Origin of the sequence: Streptacidiphilus sp. MAP5-3 (assembly GCF_041262505.1) — a bacterium.
In the GTDB taxonomy this organism is placed as follows: Bacteria; Actinomycetota; Actinomycetes; order Streptomycetales; family Streptomycetaceae; genus Streptacidiphilus.
This window is the reverse complement of record NZ_JBGCCL010000045.1, coordinates 1-11,939: the sequence shown is the minus strand read 5'-3', so window position 1 is coordinate 11,939 and position 11,939 is coordinate 1. Positions and strand designations below refer to the sequence as shown.

General features: G+C 70.9%; 10 protein-coding genes. 6 read left to right on the top strand and 4 right to left on the bottom strand.

What is annotated here, in order from left to right; genetic code table 11:
- The first annotated feature begins 243 nt into the window (after positions 1-243).
- From ABH928_RS34830 to ABH928_RS34820, 3 genes are all read left to right on the top strand, one after another.
- The gene (locus tag ABH928_RS34830) at positions 244-1,704 is read left to right on the top strand and encodes a catalase (RefSeq protein ID WP_370072738.1); all 1,461 of its coding nucleotides are present in this window, start codon (positions 244-246) and stop codon (positions 1,702-1,704) included.
- A gap of 144 nt (positions 1,705-1,848) precedes the next feature.
- Positions 1,849-2,637, top strand: a complete 789-nt coding sequence (locus tag ABH928_RS34825; protein ID WP_370072737.1) for a VOC family protein — start codon at positions 1,849-1,851, stop codon at positions 2,635-2,637.
- Positions 2,638-2,762: 125 nt separating this feature from the next.
- A complete protein-coding gene (locus ABH928_RS34820; RefSeq protein ID WP_370072736.1) occupies positions 2,763-3,518 on the top strand; it encodes an IclR family transcriptional regulator in 756 nt (251 codons plus the stop codon).
- Here ABH928_RS34820 and ABH928_RS34815 read toward each other — a convergent pair.
- A complete protein-coding gene (locus ABH928_RS34815) occupies positions 3,508-4,125 on the bottom strand; it encodes a TetR/AcrR family transcriptional regulator (RefSeq protein ID WP_370072735.1) in 618 nt (205 codons plus the stop codon). The genes ABH928_RS34820 and ABH928_RS34815 overlap by 11 nt on opposite strands.
- A gap of 139 nt (positions 4,126-4,264) precedes the next feature.
- Here ABH928_RS34815 and ABH928_RS34810 point away from each other — a divergent pair, with 139 nt between their 5' ends.
- Positions 4,265-5,779 carry an APC family permease gene (locus ABH928_RS34810; protein ID WP_370072734.1) on the top strand — a complete coding sequence of 505 codons (1,515 nt, stop codon included), beginning with the start codon at positions 4,265-4,267 and terminating at the stop codon, positions 5,777-5,779.
- A 71-nt stretch (positions 5,780-5,850) separates the two neighbouring features.
- Complete coding sequence (locus ABH928_RS34805; protein ID WP_370072733.1) at positions 5,851-6,729, top strand: carbon-nitrogen hydrolase family protein; 879 nt, start codon at positions 5,851-5,853, stop codon at positions 6,727-6,729.
- Positions 6,730-6,732: 3 nt separating this feature from the next.
- Here ABH928_RS34805 and ABH928_RS34800 read toward each other — a convergent pair whose 3' ends face one another.
- A complete protein-coding gene (locus ABH928_RS34800; protein WP_370072732.1) occupies positions 6,733-8,403 on the bottom strand; it encodes a peptide-N4-asparagine amidase in 1,671 nt (556 codons plus the stop codon).
- 84 nt (positions 8,404-8,487) lie between these two features.
- Between ABH928_RS34800 and ABH928_RS34795 the strand changes: the two genes are divergently transcribed.
- Positions 8,488-8,952 carry a hypothetical protein gene (locus ABH928_RS34795; RefSeq protein ID WP_370072731.1) on the top strand — a complete coding sequence of 155 codons (465 nt, stop codon included), beginning with the start codon at positions 8,488-8,490 and terminating at the stop codon, positions 8,950-8,952.
- A gap of 37 nt (positions 8,953-8,989) precedes the next feature.
- On the opposite strand, the gene ABH928_RS34790 is transcribed toward ABH928_RS34795, so the two are convergent.
- Together ABH928_RS34790 and ABH928_RS34785 are read right to left on the bottom strand one after the other, a co-directional pair.
- A complete protein-coding gene (locus ABH928_RS34790; protein ID WP_370072730.1) occupies positions 8,990-10,399 on the bottom strand; it encodes a sugar porter family MFS transporter in 1,410 nt (469 codons plus the stop codon).
- A 180-nt stretch (positions 10,400-10,579) separates the two neighbouring features.
- A complete protein-coding gene (locus tag ABH928_RS34785; protein WP_370072728.1) occupies positions 10,580-11,761 on the bottom strand; it encodes an XdhC family protein in 1,182 nt (393 codons plus the stop codon).
- Positions 11,762-11,939 lie beyond the last annotated feature (178 nt).

Sequence of the window (11,939 nt, the reverse complement as noted above, 5' to 3'; positions counted from 1 at the left end):
ACCACCGGCGAGGCGCAGGCGCTCACCGCCGCGCGTCCGCTGGCCACCGCCGAGGCCGTGCGCGCAGCCGAGTCCGCGCTGCAGCCGGCCGACACCCCCGACGGCGCGGAGAGCTCCCGTCGCCGGGCCTCGATCTGGCGGCTGCTGGGCGTTTGACGACGGCCCGCCCAGCAGCCCGCCGCTCACTTCCCCGTACGTTTCCACCTGCGAAGACACCCGTCTGAGCCGATCCGGAGTACCTCCATGTCGAAAATCCTGACCACCGAGTCCGGCGCCCCGGTCGCCGACAACCAGAACTCCGCCCAGGCCGGCATAGGCGGCCCGCTGCTGATCCAGGACCAGCAGCTGATCGAGAAGCTCGCGCGCTTCAACCGCGAGCGCATCCCGGAGCGCATCGTCCACGCCCGCGGCTCCGGCGCGCACGGCTATTTCGAGGTCACCGACGACGTCACCCCCTTCACCAAGGCGGCGTTCCTCAACACGGTCGGCAAGCGCACCGACGTGTTCCTGCGCTTCTCGACGGTGGCCGGCAACCTCGGTGCGGCCGACGCGGTGCGCGACCCGCGCGGCTTCGCGCTGAAGTTCTACACCGAGCAGGGCAACTACGACCTGGTCGGCAACAACACCCCGGTGTTCTTCATCAAGGACCCGATCAAGTTCCCCGACTTCATCCACTCGCAGAAGCGCGACCCCTTCACGGGCGCCGGCGAGGCCGACAACGTCTGGGACTACTGGTCCTACTCGCCCGAGTCGCTGCACCAGGTCACCTGGCTCTTCGGTGACCGCGGCATCCCGGCCTCCTACCGTCACATGAACGGCTACGGCTCCCACACCTACCAGTGGGTGGCCGAGGACGGCAGCGCCTACTGGGTGAAGTACCACTTCAAGACCAACCAGGGCATCCGCTGCCTGGACGCCGACCAGGCCGCCGAGCTGGCGGGCCAGGACCCGGACAGCCACCAGCGCGACCTGCACCAGGCCATCGAGCGCGGCATCTTCCCGACCTGGACCGTCTACGTCCAGCTGATGCCGGTGGCCGAGGCGGCCGAGTACCGCTTCAACCCGTTCGACCTGACCAAGGTCTGGCCGCACAGCGACTACCCGCTGCAGCGCGTCGGCCGCCTGGTGCTCAACCGCAACCCGGAGAACGTCTTCGCCGAGGTCGAGCAGGCCGCCTTCTCGCCGAACAACTTCGTCCCCGGCATCGGCGCGTCCCCGGACAAGATGCTCCAGGGCCGTCTCTTCGCCTACGCCGACGCGCACCGCTACCGTCTGGGCGTCAACCACACCCAGCTGGCGATCAACGCGCCGAAGGCGACCGAGGCGCACAACTACGGCCGTGACGGCTACGCCGCGGTCAACACCGGTGGCCGGGCCAAGAACTACGAGCCGAACTCGTACGACGGCCCGCGTCAGACCGACGCGCCGCTCGCCGCTCCGACCGCCGTCTCCGGCTGGACCGGCACCCACGTCGCCCCGCAGCACGCCAAGGACGACGACTTCTTCCAGGCCGGTGAGCTCTACCGGCTGATGTCGAAGGGCGAGCAGGACCGCCTGATCGCCAACCTGGCCGGTTCGATCGGCTCGGTCACCCGCGACGACGTGGTCGAGCGCGTGCTGCCGTTCTTCCACGCCGCCGACGCCGACTACGGCCGTCGTCTGGAGGCCGCTGTCAAGGCGATCCGTCAGGCCGACGAGGTCTGATCCAGGCCTGATCCAGGCCGAGTACCACAGGTAACGCAGGGTTGGTCACCCTCCGCGCGCGCCGTCACCGGTTCCGGTGGCGGCGCGCGCGTCTTGGTAGAAGAGTGTGCGCGGAGGGGGGATTGACGCTTCCAGAGGAGAAGCATGTCCACGATCAGCGCACCCTACGCACCTGGCACGCCCTGTTGGATCGACCTCATGGCCAAGGACCAGCAGGCCGCACTCGACTTCTACAAGGACGTCTTCGGCTGGGGCGGTGAGCCCGGGCCGGCCGAGTTCGGCGGCTACGCCGTCATGGACCTGGGCGGACGCCCGGTCTGCGGCATCGGCCCGGCGATGGCCCCCGAGGGCGCGCCCGAGCCGCCCCACGTCTGGACCACCTACCTGGCCAGTGACGACGCCGATGCCACCGCCGCGAAGGTCAAGGCGGCCCACGGCACGCTGATCGCCGAGCCGATGGACGTCGGCAGCCTCGGCCGGATGATGATCGCGGTCGACCCGACCGGCGCGGTCTTCGGCGTCTGGCAGCACAAGGAGTTCTTCGGCGCCGTCGCGGTCAACGAGCCGGGCTCGCTCGTCTGGAACGAGTGCAACACCCGTGACGTCCCGGCCGCCGCGGCCTTCTACCAGGCGGCGCTCGGCATCAAGGCCGTGCCCATGAAGGAGATGGCCGGCTACTTCGGCCTGGAAGTCGACGGCAAGGTCGTCGGCGGCATGCAGGACATGGGCGCCAACTTCCCGGCCGAGGTCCCGCCGCACTGGATGGCGTGGTTCGCGGTCGACGACACCGACGCGACGGTCGACGCGGCCGTCAAGCGTGGGGCGAACGTCGTCGTCCCCCCGACTGACGTTCCGCCCGGGCGGATGGCGGGCATCCAGGACCCCTGGGGCGCCGTGTTCTGTGTGCTGAAGCAGCCCGATCCGACGTCCTGACCTGGATCAAGCCCGGCGTACCGGGTGTTGCGGCCGGGTTGTCGCCACCACGGCCGGGGGTCGGTACGAACCGGATTCGAACACCGCACAACCCATGCTCACCGGACCGGCTGACGGCTAGTCTGGTGAGCATGGCTGCGCACAACCACTCCCCTCGGAGCTCGGTCGAACGTGCCCTGCGGCTGCTGGAGGCGGTGGACCGCCGGGGGTTCGGCGCGAGCGCCTCCGAACTGGCCGAGGAGGTCCAGCTCTCCGTCGAGCACGCCCGTCGGCTGCTCCGCTCGCTGGTACGCGAGGGCTACCTGGAACGCCTCGACGACGGCGCGTACGTGCTGGGCGGCGCGCTGGCGATGCTCGGCCAGGCCAACCGGGAGCAGCTGGTCCAGTCCCGGCTGGTGGCCAAACTCGCCTCGCTCCGTGACGAACTGGGCGCGGCGGTCTACTTCTCCCGCTACGCCGACGGCGAGGTCTCCGTGCAGGCCGTGGTGGACGGGCCAATGACGCCCAGCGTCCACGAGTGGGTCGACTTCCGCGCCAGCGGCCACGCCAGCGCGATCGGCAAGTGCCTGCTCTCGCAGCTGGACCACGACTCCCGGCGCGACCACCTCACCCGGCATCCGGCGGCGCGCTTCACCTCGCGCACCACCGTCGACACCGGCGTGCTGCTCCAACGCCTGGACCGCCACCCGGTCACCATGCCGATGCTGGACCTGCAGGAGTACGCCATCGGCACGGTCTGCGCGGCCGTCGCGGTCACCGCGGGGAACGCGGTCGGCTGCCTGGCCTTCTCCCTGCCGGTGGAGGAGGCCTACCGCCTCAGGGAGGCAGCGGAGACCCTCTCCGCCAAGGCCGCGCCGGTGCTGCTGGCGCTCACCGTGTGAGCTCGTCGATGCCGAGGTCGTAGCCGGTCACGTTGCGGGCCTGGCGGTGCAGTGCGGCGATCACCTCGGCGCGGCTGCGTCGCCCGGCCAGCACGTCCATCTGGTAGCCGTCCTCCATCGCCACGAAGTCCGCCGCCAGCAGCCGCGGCGGATCGGTGAGCGTGAAGTGGCCCTGCGCCTGGCCCACGGCCAGAACCGTTGCGTAGACAGTGATCTGACGCTCGGTCAAAGTGCTGTCCAGGGCGGCGGCTTTGGCGTCGCGCAGGCAGCGTGGCCAGAACTCGAAGAGCAGCCGGGTCAGCGTGTCGTCCGGGCCGCTGGCCACGCCGTGCTCGATGCAGGCGCGCAGCTGGTCCCTGGCGTCCTCGAACCGCTCCGCGGCCTGCTCGCGCTCGCTGCTGAACCGGTCGATCGCCTGTTGGTAGGTCTGCTGGACCAGCGCGTCGAGGTCGCCGTAGTAGAGCACGGCCGCCGGGGTGACGCCGGCCTCCTCGGCGATGTCGCGCAGTCGCAGGCCCTCCAGTCCGCGCGCGACCAGGGCCCGCTGCACGGCCTCGCCCAGCTGGGCGCGCCGCGCCTGCTTGCCCGCCTTCTCCTTGGCCGCCACGGTCGCTCCTCAGGTCCTCGGCGTGCTTGATCTCTTAAATCCTCTTTCAATCATAGTGGCCTATCCCTTGACCTGGACTGGTTCAGTCTCTTAAATCTGCGTTTAACAAACGCACTGCACGATCACCCGGGAGGCGACCATGAGAACGCAGCCGATGGCAGGGGACATCGAGGAGAGAGATCCAGGCCCAAGCCCGGCGCGCGAGGGCAAGGGGCTGCGGGAGGGGAGCGTCGGGTTGCTCGCGGCGGTCGCGCTCGGGCTGGCCTCGGTCGCGCCCGCCTACAGCATCGCCGTGACGCTCGGGTTCGTGACCGTGGTTGTCGGCCATCTCGCTCCTGCCGCACTGCTGCTGGGGTTCGTGCCGATCCTGCTGACCGCCTTCGCCTTCCGTGAGCTGAACAAGGAGATGCCCGACTGCGGCACCACCTTCGTGTGGACGACGCGTGCCTTCGGGCCGTGGACCGGCTGGCTCACCGGCGGCTGGGTGGTCCAGGCGGCCACGCTGATCGCCATGGCTGCGCTCGCCCAGGTCGGGGCCGGATACCTGCTGAACGTGGTCGGGCTGGGCGCGCTGGCCGCCAACCAGTTCGCCGTCACGGTGACGGCGCTGCTGCTGCTCGGCATGGTCACCGCGGTCGGCTACCGCGGCGTCCAGATCGCCGCCTCGGTCCAGTACGTGCTGCTGGCGCTGCAGTTGGTCGCGCTGCTCGGCTTCGGCGCGGTCGCGCTGCTGCGGCACGGAGCGGCGACGCCGTCATTCGGCTGGCTCAACCCCTTCGGCTTCGGCGGCTTCGGGCCGTTCGCGGAGGCGGTGCTGCTCTGCCTCTTCATTTACTGGGGCTGGGACGCGCTGATCACGGTCAACGAGGAGACCAAGGACAGCGACAAGGTCCCCGGACAGGCCGTGCTGATCTCCACCTTCGTCCTGCTCGGCACCTACCTCTTCACCGCGGTCGCCGCCATCGCCTACGCGGGCACCGGCACCACCGGGACCGGCCTCGGCAACCCCGCCAACGCCTCCGACATCCTGGCCACGCTCGGCCCGCCGGTGCTGGGCACGGCGCTGGCCACGGTGATGCAGCTGGCCGTCGCCGTCTCGGCCGTCTCCGCGCTGCTCACCTGCGTCGTCGGCAGCTCACGCACCACGCTGTCGATGGCCTCCCACGGGGCGCTGCCGGGCGTGTTCGCCCGGATCCACCCGCGCCACCGGACGCCCGGCTTCGGCACCGTCTTCTTCGGCGTCACCGCCGGGGCGCTGCTGGTGCTGCTGTCGGCGGTCTCCAGCCGGTTCCTGGGCGACGCGATCCTCTCCATCGGCCTGCTGATCGCCTGCTACTACGGCGTCACCGCGCTGGCGTGCGTCTGGCACTTCCGGCGGCAGCTGCGGAACTCCCCGCGTGACCTGCTGCTGAAGGGCGTCATGCCGCTGCTGGGCGGCCTGTTGATGCTGGCCGCCTTCGCGCGCAGCGCGCACGACATGTACAGCCCGACCTACGGCAGCACCTCGTTCCACGGGATCGGCGGCGTCTTCCTGCTCGGTGTCGGCTCGATCGTGCTGGGCGTGCCGGTGATGCTGCTGGTCCGCACCCGCTTCCGCCCCTTCTTCCGCGGCGGCCGCACCTCCGTCGCCGAACTGACCGTCAGCGACGAGTAGTTCCGGTAGTCCCACAGAACCGAGCAGTCGCACAGAACTGAGCAGTCCCACAGAACCGAGGAGCACCACCCATGCGCACTCTGGCCGTTGCCGCCGTGCAGACCACTCCCGTCCCTTACGACCCCGAGGCGAGCTGGCAGCGCTGCGCCGGCCAGGTGCGGACCGTGCAGGAGCTCTTCCCGCACGTCGAGCTGGTCGTCGTCCCCGAACTGCTGCTCAGCGCGGAGGGGCCGCTGCTGGAGCCCGCGCCCGCCGACTGGATGGAGCGGGTCGCGGAGCCGATCCCCGGACCGCTCACCGACCGCCTTGCGGCGCTGGCCCGGGAGACCGGCCTCTGGCTCGTCCCCGGAACCGTCTTCGAGCGGGCGGCGGACGGGCGTGTCCACAACACCGCGCTGGCGGTCGCGCCGACCGGGGAGATCGCCGCCCGGTACCGCAAGGTCTTCCCCTGGCAGCCGTACGAGAAGGCTGCGCCGGGCGAGGAGTTCACCGTCTTCGAGATCCCCGGCAAGGGCCGGATCGGCCTGGCCATCTGCTACGACGGCTCGTTCCCCGAGACCGTCCGCCAACTCGCCTGGCTCGGCGCGGAGGTGGTGATCCAGCCGACGCTGACCACCACCCGGGACCGGGAGCTGGAACTGGTCTGCGCCCGCGCCAACGCCTGGACCAACCAGGTCTACGTGGTCAACGTCAACGCCGCCGACCCGGCGGGCGTCGGCGCCAGCGCGATCGTCGACCCCGAGGGCGTGGTCCGCCAGCAGGCGGGCCCGGGCGAGGAGGTCCTGGTCGAGGTGCTCGACCTGGACGCCGTCACCCGGGTCCGCCGCTACGGATCCAACGGCCTCAACCGGCCCTGGAGCCAGCTGGCCCGCTACGGCTCGGCCGTTCGGCTGCCCATGTACGGGGGGAGTTTCCGTATCCCGGAGTGGGCGGAGCAGACAGCTGACTAGCCGTCAGCCACAGCCGCTCACCCGGTCCTGGGTGACGTATCCGTGCGCCGCGCGGATCACGTGCTCGTAGCAGGCGCCGGTGTCGGTGGTGCCGATCCAGTGTTCGGAGTCGGTGCCGTCGGCCGCCGTCGTCACGCCGTTGGTGCGGGCCAGCACGCCGGTCGCGTCCACCGTGTCGTCGGTGGCGGCCAGCTGCTGCCAGTGGTCGCCCTGGAGGACGCTGTCGTCCAGCACCCGGCCCTGGTGGACCGTGGCCGACAGGGAGTAGTTGTTCCCGTCGGTGTAGAGCGGGACGTCCGAGTCGACCGTGATCGGGTACGACCAGGCGTGCCGGGTGGCCGTGGCGTGGCCGTGCTCGGGAGCGGTGGTCACCGTGGTGGCGCCGTACTCCTGCTGGTCGACGAGCTGCAGCTGGCCGCCCTGGGAGACGGCGTCGGTGTTGAGGTACCCGGCGTGCTGCGACACCGTCGTCGTCACCCGGCCCGCCGAGGTGGCGAGCCACCCGGAGGTGGACCAGTCACGCGTGGCGCTGACGCGGACGTTCACCGTGTCGCCGGTACCCGGCGTCTCCGTGGTGGCCACCGACGGGGTCAGGGACAGGGTGTCCGTCGTCAGCGCGCCGTAGGTCTGCGCGGCGTGGTGATCCGTCGTCAGGAACAGCGTGCTGTCGACGGTCCAGCCGTCCGCCGCGCCGTAGGGCGTGATGGTGAAGGTGTGCGGCTTGCCGTCGACCAGCAGCCCCGCGAAGGGCGTCAGGTCGATGTCGTAGGCCTGCGTGACGAACTGGTCGATCGCCGGGATCGGCCGCCACAGCGTCGGCACGATGCCGCCGGAGTAGACGACCGGGTACGGCTGCGCCAGCCCCGCCGGGCGTCCGTCGACCGACACCTGCACCTCGCGGTACGGGCCGCCGCCGCAGAGGTAGTTCGGGTACTTGGCGGCCAGGTCGTTCGGCACCGAGTCGAACCACTGCTCGTCGCAGCCGCCGCCGCGGGCGTAGACCTCCATGTCGACGCCGGTCAGGTTGCGCGGCAGGGTGACCGTCTTCGACGAGGACTGTCCGGGGTTGAGGTAGGTCCACCCGGCGTCGGTGGTCGAGGCGGAGAGCGGCAGCACCTGGTCGGCGGTGTGCGCGGGCGGGTACCGGTGGTCGGCCTGGTAGTACGTCAGCGTCAACGTCATGTGGTAGACGCCGGTGTAGGTGCTGTTGACCACGTTGCCGAGCGAGACCGCGATGGGCTGCGGGGTGCGCAGCAGCGGGATGAACTGCGTGACGTCCTTCTGCAGACTCCAGCTGATCCCGGCCGCCGTCGGCTCCGGCGTGCTGGTGCGCAGCACCTCGGCGCCGCCGATCCACACGCCCGCCAGCCGGTCGTACTGCCGCCCCTGCACGCTGCCGGACCAGGTGAGCACCACCTTGTTCCACGGCCCCGGGCAGTCGGCCGGCGGGGTCACCGTTCCCGACCAGGCGGGGGAGGAGATGGTGTTCCCGAAGTCGTTCTGCATCTCGGTCACGGTGCAGTGGTGCGTGTCCGGTTGGCTCACCGGCGGCAGTGCGGTGACCGGGTTCTGATAGTTGGTCTCGATCTGCCCCGCGTCGGCATGGGCCGTTCCCGTGCCGAGCAGGGCAGCACACAGCAGGGCAGCTGTTCCGAGCACGCCCGCGATGCGCATACACTCGCCTCCCGTCGATCTTGACTGGGTGGTACGGGTGGGACCTTGCACCGTTGGCGGTGCGCGCACAAGAGGGCGTGGCAGATGAGCTGGTGGGACGGCGTCACGGTGACGGAGCCCAGCACGGACGGCAGCGCGGCGGCCGTGCACCTCCGGCAGTCCGGAGCCCAGCGCCTGTACTCGATGGGCTTTCTGGCCCTCTGCTTCTCGCCGGGGATCGTGCTGCAGCTGAGCCACGGTGAGCCGCCGCTGGCCCTGTACGCGCTCATACCGGCGTTCCTCGCCCTGGGGACGGCGAACCGCTACGGCGCGGAGCTCACCCGGCAGGCCCTGGTGATGCGCGGACTGCGCACCCGGGAGATCCCCTGGACGTCCATCCGGGCCATCACCGTGCGACGGCAGTTGGGCGTGAAGCGGGTGACGCTCTGGCTGGTCGACGGATCCGCCCACAACCTGCGGGAGCCGATCGGCGGCTTCCCCCGTGACCCGAACTTCGACCGCAAGCTGCACACCCTCCTCGTCTGGTGGACGCAGCGGCGCGGCTGGTGAGCACACCAGCCGCGCCGGGGTCGAGCAGGGAGGGCGCTCAGCCCATCTCCTCCAGGGACTTGCCCTTGGTCTCGTGGACGAACTTCAGCACGAACGGGATCGACAGCAGCGCGAAGGCCGCGTAGATCACGTACGTCCCCGTCAGGTTCCAGCCCGAGAGGCTCGGGAAGCTGGCGGTGATGGCCCAGTTGGCGATCCACTGGGCCGCAGCCGCGACGCCCAGGGCAGCCGCACGGATGTGGTTGGGGAACATCTCGCCCAGCATCACCCAGACCACCACGCCCCACGACATCGCAAAGAAGAAGACGAAGGCGTGCGCCGCGATGAGTGCCACCACGCCCTGCGTGTGCGGCAGCGTGCCGCCGTGCAGGGCGGAGAAGGCCCAGGCTTCGAAGGCCAGCGAGACCGTCATGCCCACCGAGCCGATCAGGGCCAGCGGCTTGCGACCGATCCGGTCGACCAGGACGATCGCCACGACCGTGCCGATGATGTTGATGATCGACGTGGTGAACGAGTAGAAGAACGACGAGCTCGGGTCGACGCCGACCGACTGCCACAGCGTCGAGCTGTAGTAGAAGGCCACGTTGATGCCGACCAACTGCTGGAAGACCGAGAGCCCGATGCCCACCCAGACGATCGGCAGCAGGCCGAACCGGCCGCCGAGCAGGTCCTTGAAGGTGGACCGGTGTTCGCTGCGCATCGCCTCGTCGATCTCGGCGACGCGGGCGTCCGGGTCGGTGCTGTTGCCCTCGACCTCGGCGATGACCGCCTTGGCGCGGTCGATCCGGCCCGCGGAGATCAGGAAGCGCGGCGACTCGGGGATCGCGAAGGACAGCAGGCCGTAGAGGACGGCCGGGACCACCATCACGCCGAGCATGACCTGCCACGCCTCGACGCCGAGCAGGTGTCCGCGCTGGTTGCCGTGCGCGGCCTGCAGGATGCCCCAGTTGACGAGCTGGGATATCGCGATGCCGATGACGATGGCGGCCTGCTGGAACGAGCCGAGCCGGCCGCGGTACGCGGGCGGGGCCACCTCGGCGATGTAGGCGGGGCCGATCACCGAGGCCATGCCGATGCCGATGCCGCCCAGGGTCCGCCACAGGACCAGGTCCCAGAGCGCGAAGGGCAGCGCCGAGCCGATGGCGCTGACGGTGAAGAGTGCGGCGGCGATCTGCATGACCCGGATCCGGCCCAGCCGGTCGGCCATCCGTCCGGCCAGCGCGGCGCCGATGGCGCTGCCGATCAGCGCGACCGCCACGACCTGGGCCAGCTCGGCGGACCCGACCTGGTACTTGTGCTGGATCGCGGTCACGGCCCCGTTGATCACGGAGCTGTCGTAGCCGAAGAGAAAGCCGCCCATGGCGGCGGCAGCGGTGATGAAGACGACGTGGCCCAGGTTGTCGGCCGCTGCTCCGGCCGGCCGCCTGGACCCGGTGGTGGTGGTCACGTTGCGCTCCAGACGCCCGGCTTCGTTACCGGACTCGAAGGATAAGTTCAACGCGACAGAGGTTATTCCTTGAGTTTGTGAAGTCAAATCCGGACAGTTCTTGGTGGATCCGACCGGCTCTGTGTTCAGTTCTTGAAGACAAGAGGGAAGCGCGAGAAGAAGGCGCGGGAGCGGGGCCGGTCAGGCTATCCGGCGCGGCTCCGCCAGCTTCGCGCTGCGCAGGTCGTGGTGGATCGGGCCGTCGTGCGCGCTGAGCGGCAGGCAGCCGCCGCCGCGGCGGTGGGCGACGATCTCGGCGGCGACTGCGACGGCGGTCTCCTCCGGGGTGCGCGCCCCCAGGTCCAGGCCGATGGGGGAGCGGAGCCGGTTCAGCTCCACCTCGGTCAGACCGATCTCGCGCAGCCGCTCCAGCCGGTCGCCGTGGGTGCGGCGCGAGCCCATCGCACCGACGAAGCCGAGCGGCATCCGCAGCGCCCGCTCCAGCAGCGGCACGTCGAACTTGGCGTCATGGGTCAGCACGCACAGCGCGGTTCGGGAGTCCAGCCGACCCGCCTCCGCCTCCGCGTCCAGGTAGCGGTGCGGCCAGTCGACCACCACGCGGTCGGCCTCGGGGAAGCGGCGCTCGGTCGCGAAGACCGGGCGGGCGTCGCAGACGGTCACGTCGTAGCCGAGGAACTTGCCCATCCTGGCGACCGCTCCGGCGAAGTCGATGGCACCGAAGACGATCATGCGCGGCGCGGGCACGTAGGACTCGACGAAGAAGACAGCGGCCTCGCTCGCGCCCGGATCGCACGGGCGGCCGTCCAGCGCCAGCGTCAGCCGTCCGGTGCGGCCCGCGTCCAGCATCGCGCGGGCGTGCACGACGGCGGCGTTCTCCAACTCCGCGGCACCCGCCAACTCCCCTGCGTCGAGGGAGCCGTGGTGCGCGTCGCCGGTGACGGCGAGGGTCCGGCCCAGCAGCCCGTCCGGGCCGCTGACGCAGCGGACCAGGGCCACCGGCGTGCCGGCGTGGACGTAGGCGATGCCCGCGTCCATACCCTCCGAGGTGCCGGGGACGACCGGCTGGACGAAGACGTCGATGATCCCGCCGCAGGTCAGGCCGACCGCGAAGGCGTCCTCGTCGCTGTAGCCGAAGGTCTGCAGTACCGGAGCGCCGGTGGCCAGCGCCTCCTGGCACAGCTCGTACACCGCGCCCTCGACGCAGCCGCCGGAGACCGAGCCGACCGCCTCGCCGTCCGCGTCCACGGCCAACGCGGCGCCCGGGTCGCGCGGCGCGCTCCCGGAGACCGAGACGACGGTGGCCACGGCGAAGGGACGTCCCGCGTGGTGCCAGGCGGCGAGATGCTCGGCGATGTCCTGCATGGGAGGCGCTCCTTCGGTCGACTGGATGTCGGATGGACAGGGGAGGAACGGGTGGTGCCGGGGGGGGGGCGCGCGGGGGGGGGGGGCGCCCCCCCCCGGGGGGGGGGGGGGCGCGGGGGGGCCCCCCCCCCCCCGGGGGGGGGTCCGGATCGGCCAGCCGCCCCCCGCCCCGCACACA

Excerpts from the sequence above, each read along its gene's own strand:
- ABH928_RS34805 (WP_370072733.1), top strand. The coding sequence starts at position 5,851 with ATGCGCACTCTGGCCGTTGCCGCCGTGCAGACCACTCCCGTCCCTTAC.
- ABH928_RS34810 (WP_370072734.1), top strand. The coding sequence starts at position 4,265 with ATGAGAACGCAGCCGATGGCAGGGGACATCGAGGAGAGAGATCCAGGC.
- ABH928_RS34830 (WP_370072738.1), top strand. The coding sequence starts at position 244 with ATGTCGAAAATCCTGACCACCGAGTCCGGCGCCCCGGTCGCCGACAAC.
- ABH928_RS34785 (WP_370072728.1), bottom strand. The coding sequence starts at position 11,761 with ATGCAGGACATCGCCGAGCATCTCGCCGCCTGGCACCACGCGGGACGT.
- ABH928_RS34795 (WP_370072731.1), top strand. The coding sequence starts at position 8,488 with ATGAGCTGGTGGGACGGCGTCACGGTGACGGAGCCCAGCACGGACGGC.
- ABH928_RS34825 (WP_370072737.1), top strand. The coding sequence starts at position 1,849 with ATGTCCACGATCAGCGCACCCTACGCACCTGGCACGCCCTGTTGGATC.
- ABH928_RS34800 (WP_370072732.1), bottom strand. The coding sequence starts at position 8,403 with ATGCGCATCGCGGGCGTGCTCGGAACAGCTGCCCTGCTGTGTGCTGCC.